The sequence below is a fragment of the Cohnella sp. WQ 127256 genome, from assembly GCF_024519285.1.
In the GTDB taxonomy this organism is placed as follows: Bacteria; Bacillota; Bacilli; order Paenibacillales; family Paenibacillaceae; genus Cohnella.
Genome location: NZ_JAMZCY010000002.1, coordinates 177327 through 196588, shown reverse-complemented (window position 1 = coordinate 196588; position 19262 = coordinate 177327). Strand labels below are relative to the sequence as shown.

Below are 19262 nucleotides of genomic sequence, written 5' to 3'. Positions count from 1 at the left end.
TAGAAAAATCGCCGATGCTCTAGGCATCAGCGACATTCGAGAGACGAGAGATTATTAATCACAATAACATTTCAACAAACTTGATATCCGCTGGTGCTTATGCAATAAGTCGGATCTTATGGAGCCGTAATCATACTTATTGATATCGGGAAATCACTTGGATTGCTTTGAAAATGACCGTGACCGCTTCGGCGCGGGTCGTGTTCACTTTCGGTTTCACTGTGCCGTCTACATAACCGTTGATCAAGCCATTAGCTGTCGCCGTTGCAAGAGCCGTGATCGCCCATTCGGATATATCGGCACCGTCCGAAAAGTTGATGCTCTTGTCAGCGGCAGCTAGCTTGGCCGCGCGAACGACAATCGCAGCCATTTGCTCGCGGGTAATGAAATCGTTCGGTCCAAAACTGTTGTCGCTATACCCGGTAACAATACCTGCCGATGCGGCTGTCGTAATCGCGTTCTTGGCCCAGTGAGTTTCCGTATCGGCGAAGGCTTTGCCTTCTTGTGCCTCAATATGGAACGCTTTAACGATGACAGTCACGAATTCCGCTCTTGTGATGTTCGCATTAGGCTTAAAGGTGTGGTCAGGATAGCCGCTAATTGCGCCGAGCTTCACCAGTGCCCGCACGTTCGCTTCGGACCAATGCCCTATGATATCAGTAAAGTCCGCTTCGTTCGTTTGCGGCTGCTCGGTCTTCGCTTTATCCAATGCCAGAACGGCAAATTTCGCAAAACGGTTCACCGATCCGGATGCCGTTCCGTTCGCTTTGTCGACTTTCCGGCTGTCTAATAACACCCACTGATGGGTTTGTTCATTCAGCCAATATACGTCTACCGTTTGCTTCGAAAAGTCCACCAGCGTCTTGTCGTAAGGTAAAGTAATAACGATCGGCTTGTTAAATTCACCGGCCTTGTCTTTCTTAATCTCATACACCTTGCCGACCAATTGCAAGGCGCTGTCCATCGGTAGAATCGAGGCGTCGCTAACGATATCTACCGTAACTTGAATGTTACTGTCCGTCGCTCCGGCAGGAACTTCGATTGTGGCTCCATTCAGCGTTATCGTTCCCCCGCTAGCAGCTACAATCGTTGCTGAGTTGGCTACGACACCACCGCCTCCACTGCCGGTATTGGTGTTGCTCGTAGAGTTGACTTGCGTGTAGATGACAAATTGGGTAAAGTGTTTTGTCCAAATAACTATATCGCCGCCAACCGTTAATTTGGCGTCTCCGCCTGCAGCAATTTCGTTGTCTGCCGCTGCTTGGGTGTCTGAGGTTACCGTGCCCGTAATCTCGGTCAACACGCCGTTTTGTATGAAGCCAGCCTTTTTGCCCCCTTGGTTCGGGAACAGTATACGTACCGCTCTGTCGAACGTAATCGATACATCCGTCGATCCGACTTCAATGACAGCACTCGCGATGCCGCTACTTATCGTTACGCTGCCGTTGCTTAGCACTTGTGGCAGCTTGATTGTGCCGTCCCAATTGGCGGGAGCCGTAATTGTCGTTCCGTCTGGAATCGTTACACTCACATTGCCCAAAGTCGTAATCGCTAGTACATCCACTAATGGGAGCGTCGCTTCTTTGTTCAATCCTGACGTTGTCGTTGCAACCTCTATCTCGGCATTCGCTACGTTCGCTGGGACGATAATGGAAACAGGGTCAGTCGTCACCTGAATCGGTGCAGATGAACTGGCCGTTATTAATTCTGCTCTAGTTACATTCACGGTGTACGTCCGCATGGAATTCCCGTCTTGTGCCGTCACTTCTACGTCGATCGTATTGTTACCCACGTTCAAGCTGATATCCCCAGAAGAATGTCCGCTCGTCACTACCGCTCCGTTCACCTTCACCGTTGCATGGCTATCCGATATTGTTGGTGTCACTGTCACCGACAATACACCATTCGCTACACTCGCGTTGTAAAAAAATGTACCCGTATCAAACGACGGACTCAACGTTATTCCTGATACTGCCATACTGCTCAAATTCGCATTACTGGATCCACTCGGTGTTGCTTTCGGTGTTGCGCTGATTTCGTTAGAGTAGCTGCTGCTTCCTCCCGCGTTGCTCGCCTTTACTGCGAAATAATAGGTCTGGTCGTTCGTCAGCCCCGTTGCGGTGTAGCTGTAGGTTGCGCTGCTCACTGTCGCTATGGGGGTTAAGCTGTAGGAGCCGGAATCCGTGCCCTCATAGACACTATAAGTGACTGATTCCGAGACGCCGTTCCAGGCTAGATCAATTTGTCCATTCCCAGCTATTGCTGTAAGCCCCGTAGGCGCCGCAGGTGCTGATATCACTACCGCATTGACGGTCAACCCGGCTACGTCGCTCGTTGCCGTGGCCGCTTGGTTGCCCGTCGCGCTACTATTCGTGTTCGTCACCACGACATAGTAGTAGGTCGTTCCCACCGTTGTCGTCGGCGCTGCATACGATACGCTCGTTGCTCCGCTGATTGCCGTGCCTCCGCTATTGCTGCTGGTCGTGTTGCTGTACCACTGGTAGCTAAGCGTTCCTCTATCGCTCACCGTAGCTACTACGCTCAGAGGTGCGCTGGCTCCTTCGTTCACCGTTGCCCCCGTCGGTTGCGTGTCGATGCTTGGCGCGACCGCGTTGGTCAGCGCGTTCACCGTTACCGTCACCGCGTCGCTTGTTGCCGTGGCCGTTTGGCTGCCCGTCGCGCTGCTGTTCGTGTTCGTCGCCACGACATAGTAGTAGGTCGTTCCCACCGTTGTTGTCGGCGCTGCATACGATGCGCTTGTTGCGCCGCTGATTGAAGTGCCGCTGCTATTGTTGCCGGTCGTGTTGCTGTACCACTGGTAGCTCAGCGTTCCGCTATCACTCACCGTAGCTGCTACGCTTAGAGGCGCGCTGGCTCCTTCGTTCACCGTTGCCCCCGTCGGTTGCGTCCCGATGCTCGGCGTGGCCGCATTGATCAGCGCATTCACCGTTACCATCGCTACGCCGCTCGTTGCCGTGGCCGTTTGGTTACCGGTCGCGCTGCTGTTCGTGTTCGTCACCACGACATAGTAGTAGGCCGTGCCCGCCGTTGTCGTCGGCGCTGCATACGACGCGCTCGTTGCCCCATTGATTACTGTGCCGCCGCTATTACTATTGGCCGTGTTACTGTACCACTGGTAGCTCAGCGTTCCGCTATCACTCACCGTAGCTGCTACGCTCAAAGGCGTGCTGGAGCCTTCGTTCACCATTGCCCCTGTCGGCTGCGTCCCGATGCTCGGCGTGGCCGCATTGGTCAGCGCGTTCACCGTTACCGTCGCTACGCCGCTCGTCACCGTGGCCGTTTGGTTGCCCGTCGCGCTACTATTCGTGTTCGTCACCACGACATAGTAGTATGTCGTGCCCGCCGTTGTCGTCGGCGCTGCATACGATTCGCTTGTTGCCCCGCTGATTGCTGTGCCGCCGCTATTGCTGCTGGTCGTGTTGTTGTACCATTGATAGCTCAGCGTTCCTCCGTCATTCACCGTAGCTGATACGCTAAAGCTCGGGCTGCTGGCTCCTTCATTCACCGTTGCCCCCGTCGGTTGCGTCCCGATGCTCGGTGCGGCCGCATTGATCAGCGCGTTCACCATTACCGTCACCGCGTTGCTCGTTGCCGTGGCCGTTTGGTTGCCCGTCGCGCTACTATTCGTGTTCGTCACCACGACATAGTAGTACGTCGTGCTCGCCGTTGTCGTCGGCGCTGCATACGATGCGCTCGTTGCACCGCTGATTATCGTGCCGCCGCTATTGCTGCTGGCCGTGTTGCTGTACCACTGATAGCTCAGCGTTCCTCCGTCATTCACCGTAGCTGCTACGCTTAAGCTCGGGCTGCTGGCTCCTTCGTTCACCGTTGCCCCCGTCGGCTGTGTGCCGATGCTCGGTGTAGCCGCATTAGTCAATGCGTTCACCGTTACCGTCGCTACGTTGCTCGTTGCCGTGGCCGTTTGGTTGCCCGTCGCACTGCCGTTCGTGTTCGTCACCACGACATAATAGTAGGTCTTTCCCGCCATTGTCGTCGGCGCTGCATACGATGCACTCGTTGCCCCATTGATTGCTGTGCCTCCGTTATTGCTGCTGGTCGTGTTGCTGTACCACTGGTAGCTCAGTGTTCCGCTATCGCTCACTGTAGCTGCTACGCTAAAGCTTGGGCTGCTGGCTCCTTCGTTCACCGTTGCCCCCATCGGTTGCGTGCCAATGCTCGGCGTAGCCGCGTTAATCAACGCGTTCACCGTTACCGTCGCCGCGCTGCTCGTTGCCGTGCCCGTTTGGTTACCCGTCGCGCTGCTGTTCGTATTCGTCACCACGACATAGTAGTATTTCGTGCCCGCCGTTGTCGTCGGCGCTATATACGATGCGCTTGTTGCCCCGCTGATTGCTGTGCCGCCGCTATTGCTGCTGATCGTGTTGCTGTACCACTGGTAGCTAAGCGTTCCGCTATCGCTCACCGTAGCTGTTACGCTTAAGCTCGGACTGCTGGCTCCTTCGTTCACCGTTGCCCCCGTCGGTTGCGTCCCGATGCTCGGTGCGGCCGCGTTTGTTATTTTCCACTTCGCGTACAGTAGCACGTCGTCTGAGCTTATGCTGATCGGGTCGCCTGCCACGTAATTCGTCCCAGTTCCGTCCGCCTTCTTATTCCAGCCCGAGAACGTATAGTCCGTTTTCACTAAGCTTCCCGTGTTGCCCAGAACCGTGGCCGTATCTCCCATCCGATACATGGTGCTATCCGTCGGCGAGCTTCCGGTCGTAGCGACATTGCCGTTATAAGTTACATTGTATGTTAATGTAAGCTTCTTAACGGTTGCTTTAGAGCCGTTTCCTAAATCCTTATACACAACATAGGGCGCCCCGCTGCTGTCGATGTCTATACTTGTAAAAATGGCAGTACCTGCCGAGAACTTGGCGGAGCCTACATTCTCCCACGCGTTTCCGTTATATTTCATGACGGTTGCTTTACTGCCCCCATCCTGATACACAACATAAGGCGTCCCGCTATTGTCGATGGCTATATTTGTATAACTTGTACTGCCTGACGAAAATCCGGCCGAGCCTACATTCTCCCACGAGCTTCCGTTATATCTCATAACGGTTGTTTTATTGCTGTTCCCCCCATCCTGATACACAACATAAGGCGTGCCATTGCTGTCGATAGCTATACTTGTATGAAATGCAGCACCTGCCGAAAAACCGGCGGAGCCTGCATTCTCCCACGCGCCTCCGTTATATCTCATAACGGTTGCTTTAAAGCTGTTAGCATCGTCCATATACACAACATAAGGCATGCCGCTGCTGTCGATGGCTATTCTCGTATAACTTGCGGCATCTGCCGAAAAACCAGCGGAGCCTACATTCACCCACGAGCTTCCGTTAAATTTCATAACGGTTGCTTTATCGCCGCTACCCGCATCCCTATACACAACATAGGGCGTGCCACTGCTGTCGAGGGCTATACTTGTAGATTCTACTCCACCTGCGGAAAAACCGTTGGAGCCTACATTTTCCCACGAGCTTCCGTTATATTTCATAACATTTGCTTTATTGCCGTTACCCAAATTCTGATACGCAACATAGGGCGTGCCGCTACCGTCGATGGCTATACTTGGATAACTTACACTACCTGTCGAAAAACCGGCAGAGCCTACATTTTCCCATGAGCTTCCGTTATATTTCATTACAGTTGCTTTATAACTATTGCCCTCATCCTGATACACAACATAGGGCGTGCCACTGTTGTCGATAGCTATACTTGTATAATTTACATTACCTGTCGAAAAACCGGCGGAGCCTACATCAGCCCATTGTACAGTGGCCGCATGGGCAACCATTGGAGCGCCCATATAGGGTACTCCTGACAAAAAAATCAGCATCCCCAGCATGAAACTTAATATTTTACGATAAGTCTGCTTTACTTTTCTATTCATTTACATCTCGCTCCCATCAATAATCCAGCTATAAGTTCAGTAAACTTCAAATCATCATTTATATAAGTCTACTGAAGTCAAATAAAAGAATAATGAAAGATTCGGCCAAAAAATAGACAAAAACCGCGTAGCATCCAGCCTTCGCGGTATTTTTAAATTGACGAAATTATTTAATTTATGTCGAAAAATTGGCTTACCAATAACTCTGTTTGTCTTACCCCTGCCTTGGGTTCTACGGTTTGCTGATCCAAATCAAACTCCCATATAAAAAAAAGCCAATGCTCTAGGCATCAGCGACTTTCGAGTGATCATTATTCACAGTAACATTTCTACAAAATTAACATCCGCTGGAGCGAAAATGTAACTCCCGAGCTCGTCCCTCTTCACCCAAGCATATTCGTCATGATCGACGAGTCGAATATCTCCACTAACGAATGCTGCCCAGTAAGCAATAAGTCGGATCTGTATAGAGCCGTAATCATACTCATTGATTCCAAAAAGCTCACCTGGGTCAATCCGTATGTTCATCTCTTCCTGAAGCTCACGAATTAAGCAAGTCTGCGCAGTCTCTCCAGCCTCAATCTTCCCACCGGGGAATTCCCACAATCCAGCTTGGGGCTTCCCTTCTCGTCGACGGGCGATCAATATCTTGCCATCCTTATTCTCTATATCGCCGCTGCGACATCAATCATCGTTGTCACTCCACACGAAACTAATCGGACGACCTCCCTCATGCCTCACTCACTCTGCCTCACCTAAGAAAACAACAGGAGATTGTCCTTTTACCCATACAAAAACTACTCCAAGTTCACCCATTCCCCAATGATATCATGAGGTTTTTTCGAGTGTCTACTTGAAGGGGATAATATCACGAGCCAGTCCGCAATTTCGACTTTTTCCAACTCCCACTAAATAGGGCTACCACCAATTCGTTCCTTTGCCGTTTTGGAAGCATACTCACCGTATTGTAAAATTAAGTGCCTTTTTAATTCTTCTGCTTCAATACCATTTGAGACAAGTTGAATCAAACTTCCAATAATACTTTCATCCTCGATAGTTTCAATTAATCTAATTGCCACGACTTTGCATAAAATATCCTTAAACTCCGACCACTTATCATCAATTATGATATTATTCCTGGAAGCAGTTAAGTTAATTACCACTTCATTAGAAAGTTTAATGTCGTAAATAACAGGGAATGGCCATATGAATGTTCCTAAATTATTATCATTATTTATTTTTTCACTGTTATTAACAAACAATTTATCACTTATACTAATACCTCCCATTGTTAAGTATCCTCTAGATGAGATGGATTTCTTTGTAGTAGTTGTAACGAAATTCGTAACTTCATTAATAGAACCCATTTCACAAATAAAACTTCTTGAATATTCTGTGATTTGTCCATTTTCATCTGTATAAGTCTTTTTAGGCATTTTTATTTCCTTTATTACTTTATCATCAAACAAAAAAATACATTTGAGTGTACCTGATAGCCCATCTATTAAACCATCTAGCGGCAGTTGAATCTCTTTAGTATACTCGGCAATATCCTCAGTAATAAATACTTCAATCTCTTCTCCATAAGAATCATAATTCACTATAAATTCATCAGTCTCAACGACAATTTCAGTTGAATTATATCGAATAACTTCATTTAATATTTTCAATAACCTTGAGTCAGCTTGTTTCTCATTTGGATATCCAAATGGATGCCCTTCTTTCAAATACAATTTAATTTTAGTTCCTGGATGTTCCCTCGAACCAATTTTGGCCAAGAATATCCCCGATTCTCCCTCTATTTCGATATTTAATGGTTGTTCGGATATTTGATAGCGATCTGTTTTCCTTACAGTATCTACTTCAATTGAATCAGACACCATAAATGCTGACAAAAAGCCAATACCAAACTTCGAGATAGGAGTGAAAGAGTTGGATGCAATTGCCATATCTTGATAAAACTCATCGGATCTATAATATGAAGAACCGACATTCGAAAAATATTTTTTTATTATATCTTCATCCATTCCCATACCGTTATCTTCGATTTCCAATATGTCAACGGAATCCTCACGATTAAACCTGATACTTATTTGAGGCCGGTAGAGATTACCCCAATCGTTTTCTTTTATTGAACGGAAACGACAAGTATCTAGCGAATTTTGGATCAATTCACGTAAAGCAAATGATGTATCTCCATATAGATTCGTCCCCATCAATAGCTCTATAATCTCTGACTGATTAAGTTTAAAATATGCGTCAATATAGTGGTACTTAGGTTTCCCAAAATCGTCTTCTGCAATTCTTATCTGTGGCTTAACAGGAGCTGATACATTGATATTATACTTTTCTCTCAGATGCCTTCTATCATAGGTATAGTTCAATTCTCTTAGGACACCATGACAACTTGCAATTTCTTGCTCAATGTAGTTACAAAAGTCTTTAATCGATCTCTCAATCGCAGGATGGTCACATGTAGCTGAAAAAGTTATTTGTTCTGAAGATATGTTCCAACCATCTATTGATCTATGCTTTTGCCACTCAGCAAGACTAATAGGATTTTTCACTCCAATATGATCAAACAATACCTTTGGAGTCCTTTTCGAATCAAAATCAAGTATATCAGCAAGTCTTAATATTATTGCTATATATGGAACATTTACATACTCTCCATTGGAGATTAATAAATTTGGGTTAATATTATTGTCTTCCCGTAGCAAAGAGTAGGGATTTTCGTTATGACTGACACAAATCTCTCCTAAAATAGAAGCGAAATTACAATCTTTATACTTAAAGTCTGCTCTCTGTGAGTTGACAATTTCTCTTGCTCTATCAGCATGTGTTTTTCTTATCCATTCAGATAGTTGATGTTTTTCAAGAAGTACTACTTGCTGATGGTTTCCAGTCGCGATATTTCTATTCACCCTTCTTTGAAGTGAAGGACTTGTAGAACAGTATTTCTCATACTTAAATTTTTGTTGTCTTTGTTCAGGGGTCATATCATTACTACTAATGCGACCGAGCCAAATTTCAACTTCATTTGAATCTGGTGCCATACCTATATCATGAAAAAATGCACTTAAAATCAATAAGGCTAATTCAAGATTACCGAGTTCCTTTACTTCCTCAACTGGCACAATTTTTTCCATTAACTTCAAAACTCTAAATAGATGATCACCATCATGCAATGTATATTGTTCCATATATCTAATTATTACTTTTGTTCTTTGGTATGCATAATAGCAAGAATCGTTGATAATAGTTATTAAAGAACCAACAGCCGAGTTTGCTCCTTGTCTACTTATTAATTCATTATAAAATACTGAGGTATTCAGATGATTAACTACCTCTGGTCTCCAATCATCATTTGCATTGACTGTCATCAAAGCTTGTCCCCTTTTTACTACTATTTACCTGAGTAAAATGATACCATATATTATACAGAGTAGGTAGAATCTATATTAAGGGGGTCCATTAATAATGAGCTACATAGATATTATTGAAGATGGCTTCCATGTAAATAATTTCAAGAGTTTATTAGTTGAGGATATTGGCGAAAACTCTACATCAGATTTAATCTCCACCGCTAAAAGGATATTTAAACATGCTCCTTGTCCTGAATTTGATAATGATAGTAAACTAGGTCTCCTTTACGGGTTAGTCCAGAGTGGAAAAACAAATATTATAAACATGACAATTGCAATTGCTTCAGATAATGGTTATAAGTTTTTCATACTACTTACAGATAACAATAATGATTTACAGCAACAAACCCTAAATCGATCTCAAGAATCTTTACAAGGAATGTATGTTAACCACATAAGTACAATTCTTTATGAACCCTATGAGTATATAAAGGAAACATTAGATGATGAAGGCGTAGTTGTAATATGTAAAAAGAATCCCTCAGACCTCACTAAGTTACTAGAGTTCATTGATCAGTATGAAGCATGTACTATTCCCACTTTAATTATAGATGACGAAGCAGATGCTGTTGGATTAAATACTAATCAGCGTTTTGAAGATAAACCGCCCAGCACTATTAATCAGCACCTCAAAAACATTATATCAAAACAAAAGCTAAATTTATTTTTGCAGGTAACAGCAACACCACAAGCAATAATATTGCAAACAGACTTTTTATCCCCCAGTTTTGTAGAGTTGGCTACTGTTGGTAATGGATATATTGGATTAGAAACTTTGTTTCTTGAAAATAGGGAAAATGTAATTAGAGAATTACAAAAGGATGAACTCACCTTATTTACCGATAATGAAATTGAAAATTTTATCGATTACAATGTGCCCATCGGTATAAAACAAGCCTTATGCTCTTTTTATGTAGCAGCCACCTTAAAGATGTTGACAGAAATTCAATTGACGAAAAAGCCACAGAGCTATAGCTTCTTATGTCATATAAGTCCGCTACAAAAGGTACACGAGAAAATCAAATATTTTATAGACAGGTTTAAAACCGATTTGAAGTTGACAATTAAGAACAAATTAAATAATGATATATATTTTCTATTGAGAGAAGAATACTTAGACTTGACTAAAACATTTAATGTTGATGGAAAGGTCGATTTCGAGCATGTCTTATTAATGCTTTCTCGAAATCTTGTTAACAGTAGTATAAGAGTTCTTAATTCTTCTACTGATAATGAGATAAATTCAAACTATAGATATAACATTTTAATTGGGGGTAACAAGTTCAGTAGGGGGCTAACAATTCCTAGACTACTCACTACTTACTATGGACGACATTCAACATCTCCACAAGTGGATACACTCATACAACATGCTAGAATGTGTGGTTATCGATCAGGAGATTTAGATGTCACACGTATCTTTATCCCTAATGATCTCGCTGATTTATTTGAGACTGTTTCTATTCATGATAAAACACAGAGAGAGATAATCGATAAAAATGGAATACAAAACACTCTATATCTAGACTTCAATAAATTAAAACCTACACGCCCCAATGTTATACCAAAAGCAGTTGGTGCCTTTCAGGCTGGATCCATTTACTTTCCTAAAGTTCCGGAATTCCGCAGAGGCTTTGTAGAAGGGATTACCAAAGAAATCGATAACTTTGTCACAAGAAAATTCCCTGAATCACAAAAACTATACGATATCTCTGTAAAAGATATTATTCAACTCCTGAATAAAATACCTGTTATTAAAAATGGAGGCTGGAATAGTAAAGTAATTGTTCAATACCTAGATTGGCTATCTGAGAATAATATAGAAAAGGGACATTTCTATTATTCACTTGACAATGATATTGGGTATAGTGAAAAACGAGAGGGTATTGGGGCTATTTTGTCTGAAGAAGTAAATGAGTTTATAAAGCATAATTCAGTAGATACTATTCCAATGCTCATTCTATATAGATTAATTGGAAATAAATCAAAGGATTGGGAAGGTGAACGGTTTTGGATTCCCATGTTTAAATTTCCCAAAGGCCAAAGCATTATTTTTAATTTGAATAATGTTGTAACTTAATTAACGATTACACTATGAAATTCAATATTAATTATAATTTAGACGTGCAAACACTATAGCAGACTTGACTTTCCGAGGTGCTTACCTGCAATAACCTTCTAACCTTAAGAATAGTGCTGTGTAATCATAAATCGCCTACTTAATTCATAACGATTGAATCTTCATAGTGAACAAATTAAACCAAATATGAATCGCTATTATTCAAGGGCTTATTTTCAAATAATAAAAAGTAAAAGCCTCATTGTGATTTCTAACATCAACTTGGCTTTTACTTTTTATACTGTTATTTGTGTAACCCTTAGTTGCAACTCATCAGCTAACTTAGTTTGAACTTCAATTCCCATAATATCTAACACTTGTTCAGCGACGGCTCGCCCAAGTAATGGGGGAACCGCGTTACCAATCTGTTGATATTGCGAGTCCTTAGATCCCACAAATCTAAAACTATCTGGGAAAGACTGCAAACGCGCTGCCTCTCTAATACTAATTGCTCTATTAATTATTGGATGAATCCACATAGACTTTCTTACATTTAACACTGTTCCTGAGGGGGCATTGTAATTTAATCTTTGATAGATAGTATTTTGTGTACGACTTGGATCGGAGTAAGTCGTTTTATCCTCATCGCTTAAATTATGAAAGTTTTGCCCTTGGCTAATTTTTTCAAACCTCTGAAGTGCCGTGTCTCTTGTATCTGTCATGACATGATTATTAAGAGTGTCATTATCATCTAAATAGCGTGTCAACGGGTGACTCGATACTCTGTCTCCCTTAGGAATCGGTTCGGCATCACAATTCGTTTTCGGCGCAAATTTTTCGAGGTCTTGGATAGCATGATAGACAGTATTATATTGATTTTTTTCTTTTAGATATCCTTCAGGTAATTTCACATGTTTTGTCGGTGCAATACTTTCCTTCTTAACTCCAATTATAAAGAGTCTCTCCCGCTCTTGTGGAACTCCGAAATGAGCTGAATTCAGGACTCCTTTTTCAATTTCATATTGAAGTGACTTAAGTTTGGCCAATACATATTCCAGCACATTATACGTACGTAGATTGATCACTAGTTCACCATGTAATTCTTTAATAGGTTGATATTCAATCATGTTCTGTTCAATTTCATGCATTTTATAGAACACTTTCTGTACTTCAACTATTGTTCTAATCGATTCAATTACACCAACGTAATTTACTGATGAGTTCACATAATTCGTAAGAGATTCTTTTGTCGCGTTCCAATATTCCCTGTAAGTATCTGACCAGATATCTCTATGGTATTCATCCCATGACCTTAAAATAAATTCAATCATAGATTTGTTTTTCTGAATATAATTATTAAACTTTGTCTCACTTGATGCATTTTTGAGAATTGATACGAGTTTTTGGTGAATTTCTTTTTTTAGACAATATCTCTCACAATCCAATATATTGTTAAGAAACTGTAGTAGTTCCTGATCAAATTGTGTGCTTTTGGCTAACGGATACTCCTCAGACTTTAACTTCTTTTCAAACCCCAAACATTGAAGCTCATTTAAATCTTCTGGACTATAGAAAAACTTATGAGTACGTGAACCCATCATTTTAACATTCTCCATAACGAAGGCTTTAGGTCTAAGATGTTCTATGGCTCGCAAGTAATGTTTCACTAGTTGATTATTACTTGAAATCAATGTATTTTTTTGTCTATTTGCATTAGAAAACCCCTGACAAGGAGGACCTCCAATAACAATATCGACCGACATTTCTTTGTTTGATAATGTTAATGCTAACTCCTCAAAATTAACTTTAATAATATTATCCAGTACAAGCAAATCTTCGCCGTGATTGTGCTTATAAGTTTTTTTTGCATTCGGGTTATTTTCTACAGCAAATAAAGTTTTAATTTTTCCTGTTTGTTTGAACCCCAAACTCATACCACCAGCACCTGAAAATAAATCCACAATTAGCATTTCTCTCATATAGCCCACCCTCGACCGAACGTTTGTTCCTATGAATAAATTCGACAGTAACTTGAATAATCCTCTTGTTTTACTTTATTAATTTTTAAATCCTAACACTATCGCCTCAGAATAAATCTTTTTTGCTTGAACAAGTTGTCTATTTGTAAGTTGCTTTCCATCCAATATGATTCTGCCTATTGAATAAATAAAATTGCGTTCCCAGACATTAAAGTAATTATTTGCTCTTGCCCATTTAAATAAGTCATACCAAATATCCGAAGCCGCTGTATAAATTTCATCATTCTCACTTGCTGAAGCTATCACACTTTCAACTTCTACATATTCTTCTTCCGATTCAATACTTGATTCCTCTTTAACATCGGTGAAAGACAAATTTAGTTGCTCAGTCTTACTTTTCAATTTAATCCAACAAACTTCTTGTTTACAATATTGAGTGACATTAGTTCCAGCTACAGGGGGATTGGTAATATGCTTAAATACAAAATTCGCTATCTTGCGAAGTGCTTTCTGGATGTCATCACTTACTACTTGTTTTTTCCAAATCAAATCTAAGTTAATTTTATCGGAGGCTAAATATGATAAAATGGCAATTGAGTAAGTAACAATATTCGCCTTATACCCACCAAAATCAAGCTTATTTACAATATCATCGCATGTTTGAAACAATATTGCTTTTGCTATCAATCTCTTAAAATACTGCTCATTAGGTACAAAGCTCGCAGGGTCATTTGAGATTTTTATTGTGAATTGCGCAAAGTTCGTCTCTCCTCCTCTGCTGACAATATGGGGCTCCTGTATCCACGACATTTCAAATTTAGCAACAGCAGTTTTCACTAATTTTTGTTTATTTGGGTGTTGATTTTTAAACTCTAATTTTTGCTTTGGGGTATTGAGTCTGCCCAATTCAACCATATACTGTCCTCTAGCACGTTCATAGAACCATTTTGTTGTTGCCTTTCCTCTAATGTCTTTATTAGGGGCCCATATCTCACGCGAATGTTTTTCAAGTTCAATATGGAAACTGTCATTGGAATTAAAGTCTGAAATATTAATCTTCGTTTGACTATTTGCATAACGTGAGATCAATGGCACAATTGTATTTGTCTTTTCACTATCCTTAAGTATTGTGAGCTTCATTTGTACAAAAACATCACTTAAATCATTTTTATTCTTTAGCGATTGATATAACGACGCAGTAGTTTGTCCACCATTTACAATCTGCCATCCTGTCAACGAAATCAAATCAATAGAGCCATCCTCATGATCTTTATAGGATGCACTTTCAGCCGTCGTAGATATGCCGTTATTATATGCCATGAACATATAGGGATTATCTCGAATAGTATCTCGCATTCCTTTGTTTACATTTCCTGTTGCCTGCAAATAAGATCGAATATTCCTTTCAATTAACCTCTGTCCCCATTTTTCATATATATTTGCTAATACATTACCTGGCATTATAGCTAGGTAGGCATTATAAACTTCATTTTCCTTGGCTACCTTCAGACATTTGATGACACCACCAAACTCCTTTTCAAAATCAATAACGAGCTCTTCTCTACCACCCTCGCTATTTGTAAACTGATACAATCTTTCGATATCCCAAATATGAAAAGACAATGTGATATCACCTATATTTTTATCAGGAAAGATTTCAGGAACAGCGATCCCATTTGTGATAATATAAATTTTCACATGTTTCAAGTCATCTTTAAGGGTATATATTAAATTTGTTGTATCAAATATCTCGTTTGATTCTTCCATAGTAGAACCAAAGCCCTTAATTGCCTTCTCGAAGTACCTTTTTCCGCGCTCAAATTCATCTCCAAGAGTTTTTTTGGAGATTTTACTGTTGTACGATAGATTATCAAATACTGAAACAAAGATAAGTAAAGTATCATTATCTTCATGTAAATCATAAGCGTTAAGCTTTAATCCTGGCTTCTTATAATGACATATTTGTGGCTCTATGCACTCATCAGCCTCAATCAAATATTCCAAAAAGTGCTGAGTGAATATATTTTCATGGAATTCTCCATTAGCCTCGGCTTCTAACAATATATTTTCTAAAAAATCCTGCGAGAATTTTTCAACTGACATTCTTAATCATCTCCCGAAATATCGCTTATAGCTAAATTTAGAGGAATTTCATAATCTCTGCATGATGCTACAGCGACAGAATAAGTAAGATCACCTAGACCGTCAGGCAAATTCTCAGATAATAGTCGAGGAAAGCCTTCTTGCACCAAAAACGTCCTTACTTCCCTATTAATGAAACCGGTCGTATAGAGAGAAGAATGTGCAATAGAATAACCAACTTGAAACAGCTTTTCCTTAAACAGATTTTGCGCCGCAGGAAACGCATCAAGGGAGACTATCAGCCATTCAATTATTCCATTCAAGGATTCTCCAGTTGATTCCATTTCAGCAAAGGATAAAAAAACAAGATATAATTTTTTTAACCCCCTATCATCCAGCTGTTTTTCTCCAGACACCTGAAACTTGTGATGCTTTTTCGCAGTAGATGTCTTAATTTCAACAGCAATGGATTTATTGCTAAAATCATGAGTTTTCCGGTTTGGTCCTTTCCATCTCTCCACTAGCTTAACTGTTGATAACGGACTTTCTTTAATTAGACATCTCAGGAACCATAGTTCGCCATATAGTCCACGCTGAGCTGAATCCGATAACCCCGTAAAACCATACTCTTCAAAAAATGACTTCCAATGACTCAATGTTTGCTCTACTATCTCTAGGATTTTTACTTCCTCATCTGCCTGAAGTAAATTGTCACATACATTTCCAATGAATGCCTCAAAAATGTTCTTTATTTCTTCAAAATTATTCTTAATAATCAAGTACCATGAAATATTATGATCTAATATATTCATTGACGCTTGTTCGATAGAAATCCCCTTCCAGATGGGAAGGTTTTGAACAATATCATTTGACCACTTATTGGGTAGCTTAATTAAAATATAACGATGGCCTAGATATCCTTCTGTAGCGAAGAATATTTTGATCTCCGATCGATCAGTAACTAATCTAGCGAGTAACTCCTTATTTTCCTTGATACGTTTGTCTTGATCCAACTCTGACCATATCTGTTTATATTCAGTCATAACAACTCATTCTCCATATAAACATTATTGGCTACATAGTCAACCTGCGCTGCGGTCTCACTATCAGGAAAGCTTAATGCAATTCCTACAGGTGTTTGACTAACTTCTAACTTAGTTGGATTCAACAAGTATATCATTAGCAGACCTTTCTCGCTGCTTCTTTCTCTCCTAGCCATAATATTTTGGATCTTGTCGCCATCACTTTTCACCTTTATATTCTCCAACTGATCAGGGCCAAAATCTAACAATTCATGACTCGGAGTTACAAGCCTTCTAATGCTAGTTACATTGTACCTATCTGATGTATTATCAGAGTTTCTAGTAACACAGTTTACCGCAAGATCAGCAATTCTCTTCTGGTAAAAATCTTTCGTCTCATTAATAGATATCAATACTATCGTCCAGTCTGTTAGCTCTTGGTAACCAATTTGATTTGTGATGTAATTAGCCAAGAGTCTACTGTTTGCACGAACTGCATCCGAATGCGTTGTATACTGCTCCAAGAATTGAACCACTCTGGCACCATCAACATTTGGCCAAAAATAATGGCTATCATTCTTCTCATGACCTAACTTAGTCTTGAAATCTTTATCTGGCTGACCTAATGTACGTAAAAATGTTTCAGTTGCAGAAAAGTTTCTATCAAGTACATCCTCATCCATGTTAAAAATGGTTGTCTCACTAATACTACACTTATACGACATCTTCATTGGAGTACCTGTTTTCATCTTCAGTCGGCTTGTAACCTCCATAATTGGATGCGCCCTAACCCGGAGTCCAAACTCATCCGGTGTCGATTTTCTTGACGCCATCAACTGAAACTCAGCTCGTAGCTCCTCCATTGCGACACCAATATGACGGAACCACTTGAATAAGTCTTTAGTTGTATAGAGCCTACACAGATCTTCATATCCTACCCGATAACCAAACCATCTGCCCATTTGCATAAGAGTGTCGTACATACGACTTGCTCTTAAATAGTAACTAACAGTCAGTCCTTCTAAGGTAAGCCCTCTAGACAGTTTGTCTCCACCAACAGCGATAACGTTAATACCATCTTCACTGTTATCCTTATAATCTAGCACATCACCAGCAGATCCATTTATTTCTTTTACAATGATACTTTCCATGGCAGGAAGAAGTTCCTTTTCAATATCCTCCCACTCTTCTGTAGACTTATCTCCCCTCATTTTCTTACTGGTAGGTAGGTAATCTTGGACCCATAATGACTTCAGCTCATCCTTAATTGCAAGAGAATTTCCACTTGCTTCACCATAACGTAGTTGTCTTCTTATCTTATTCTTTTGTTCCTCAACCATTAATGTGATCTTGTTTTGTATAACATTGAATCTAGTTACATGGATTAACATGGAGTTATGGACTTTTTTTTGTCCTCTGACTCGACGGATTGCTGTTGATAATAAGAATGAATACATTGCCTTTATTAACGAATCGGGTAATATATTTGGAACATCTGTTTTCTTATGACTCTCTTTGATCAATCGTTCTCCGTCATCTACTATTCGAATGATCGGTTGCTCTTCAGAATCATCATCTTCAGATAAACCAAATACTTCAGCAGGTCCAGTATAACTCGAAGGTTTGGGAAGGCTAATTATGAAGCTGCTAGGAAACAGTTCGGCTCCATATTGTTCATGAACCGCAGTATCATGTATGTAAATATTGGCAAATGGCGTCGCTGTGTATCCGATATATGCTCTCTGGTCAAAAGTTACATATAATTCCCGTATTAATTTATTGATTTTAGATGGCTCATAATCCTGTAGAATACTTCCATCCTCATCTGTTATATCCCCAGTGTTAACTGAGGCTTGATCCGCCTCATCATCGATAATTAACAATGGAACGTTACTAACCGATTTCAAGTTGCTCTTAGCATCATGCTTCGCCAATGGGCTGTCATCCCGAAAATAATCTAATAAATTTTTCAAAACGCTGGCGTTCTTTTTAACAACTAATAAAAACGGGATACTCCCTGGTTGAATTGTGATTTGATTTGCAACTCTACGATTGAAATCACCCTTTTCATCTCTCGATGTCAAAAAGCCGACATTCACAAAATTTTCGCCAGTTAGTGTTGTTACACCAATTCTTTTATCTCCAGCTACAGCTTCATGAATTTTACCCACTATTTTTTTGCTAGTTTCAAATCCAAGAACTTCTTCATCCAATCTCATTTGCGTTTGGCTTCTTAAGCTGTTATGCATGCCTGCAAGAACAATTATCAGTTTGTATCCTGCATCAATCGCTTTATTTATTACTCCTGTAAAATTAGCCGTTTTACCCGACTGTACGTATCCTACAACAAGTCCTCTTCTGTCAAATGGATGGTCGACTTTTGGATTCTGAATAAGGCCAAGAATATCATCGGTGGTATTATCTAAACTTTGAACCACCTCAGTACCCCATCTTTTCTCCTCTAATAGATATCTTCGGTATCTCTCCCATAATGTCCATTTTGTTTGAGTCTTATTTTCCGCTGTTAGCCACGGCTTATAATCAATATCTTTACCTTGCAATACGAATGAGTTTCCAACAGATATGTTGATTGACTCCTTAAGATCACTTATAAGGAGATTCTTGTCTACATCTGAAAACAGCGTTATAGCTTTTTCAACAGCATTCTTAATCGATTGATCGATATCTTGGGTTTGCTTATACTCTTGTTCATATAAGGTTAATGCGATAATTCTTGCACTTTTGTATTGTCCCATGTTGAATTGAGAACCTCCTTAG

General features: G+C 40.8%; 8 protein-coding genes. 1 reads left to right on the top strand and 7 read right to left on the bottom strand.

What is annotated here, in order from left to right; all coding sequences use genetic code 11:
• Positions 1-136 precede the first annotated feature (136 nt).
• From M1K58_RS09050 to M1K58_RS09040, 3 genes are all read right to left on the bottom strand, one after another.
• Entirely contained in the window at positions 137-5917 is a 5781-nt protein-coding gene (locus tag M1K58_RS09050; RefSeq protein ID WP_256758450.1) for an S-layer homology domain-containing protein, read from the bottom strand.
• 315 nt (positions 5918-6232) lie between these two features.
• On the bottom strand, positions 6233-6562 hold the full coding sequence (locus M1K58_RS09045) for a (deoxy)nucleoside triphosphate pyrophosphohydrolase (protein WP_256758449.1): 330 nt from the start codon (positions 6560-6562) through the stop codon (positions 6233-6235).
• Between the two features lie 263 nt (positions 6563-6825).
• Entirely contained in the window at positions 6826-9300 is a 2475-nt protein-coding gene (locus M1K58_RS09040; protein WP_256758448.1) for an HD domain-containing protein, read from the bottom strand.
• A gap of 97 nt (positions 9301-9397) precedes the next feature.
• On the opposite strand from M1K58_RS09040, the gene M1K58_RS09035 reads away from it, so the two are divergent.
• Entirely contained in the window at positions 9398-11422 is a 2025-nt protein-coding gene (locus M1K58_RS09035) for a Z1 domain-containing protein (RefSeq protein ID WP_256758447.1), read from the top strand.
• A 275-nt stretch (positions 11423-11697) separates the two neighbouring features.
• Here M1K58_RS09035 and M1K58_RS09030 read toward each other — a convergent pair whose 3' ends face one another.
• The 4 genes from M1K58_RS09030 to M1K58_RS09015 all read right to left on the bottom strand — a co-directional run bounded on the left by M1K58_RS09030 (position 11698) and on the right by M1K58_RS09015 (position 19240).
• The gene (locus M1K58_RS09030; protein WP_256758446.1) at positions 11698-13380 is read right to left on the bottom strand and encodes a DNA cytosine methyltransferase; all 1683 of its coding nucleotides are present in this window, start codon (positions 13378-13380) and stop codon (positions 11698-11700) included.
• 78 nt (positions 13381-13458) lie between these two features.
• The gene (locus M1K58_RS09025) at positions 13459-15483 is read right to left on the bottom strand and encodes an AIPR family protein (RefSeq protein WP_256758445.1); all 2025 of its coding nucleotides are present in this window, start codon (positions 15481-15483) and stop codon (positions 13459-13461) included.
• Between the two features lie 2 nt (positions 15484-15485).
• On the bottom strand, positions 15486-16505 hold the full coding sequence (locus M1K58_RS09020; protein ID WP_256758444.1) for a PD-(D/E)XK motif protein: 1020 nt from the start codon (positions 16503-16505) through the stop codon (positions 15486-15488).
• Positions 16502-19240, bottom strand: coding sequence for a Z1 domain-containing protein (locus tag M1K58_RS09015; protein ID WP_256758443.1), 2739 nt, complete (start codon positions 19238-19240; stop codon positions 16502-16504). Before M1K58_RS09015 ends, M1K58_RS09020 begins: the two co-directional genes overlap by 4 nt.
• Positions 19241-19262 lie beyond the last annotated feature (22 nt).

Bases quoted from the DNA above. Each gene is read 5' to 3' on its own strand.
- M1K58_RS09050 (WP_256758450.1), bottom strand. From the start codon at position 5,917: ATGAATAGAAAAGTAAAGCAGACTTATCGTAAAATATTAAGTTTCATG.
- M1K58_RS09040 (WP_256758448.1), bottom strand. From the start codon at position 9,300: ATGACAGTCAATGCAAATGATGATTGGAGACCAGAGGTAGTTAATCAT.
- M1K58_RS09035 (WP_256758447.1), top strand. From the start codon at position 9,398: ATGAGCTACATAGATATTATTGAAGATGGCTTCCATGTAAATAATTTC.
- M1K58_RS09030 (WP_256758446.1), bottom strand. From the start codon at position 13,380: ATGAGAGAAATGCTAATTGTGGATTTATTTTCAGGTGCTGGTGGTATG.
- M1K58_RS09025 (WP_256758445.1), bottom strand. From the start codon at position 15,483: ATGTCAGTTGAAAAATTCTCGCAGGATTTTTTAGAAAATATATTGTTA.
- M1K58_RS09020 (WP_256758444.1), bottom strand. From the start codon at position 16,505: ATGACTGAATATAAACAGATATGGTCAGAGTTGGATCAAGACAAACGT.
- M1K58_RS09015 (WP_256758443.1), bottom strand. From the start codon at position 19,240: ATGGGACAATACAAAAGTGCAAGAATTATCGCATTAACCTTATATGAA.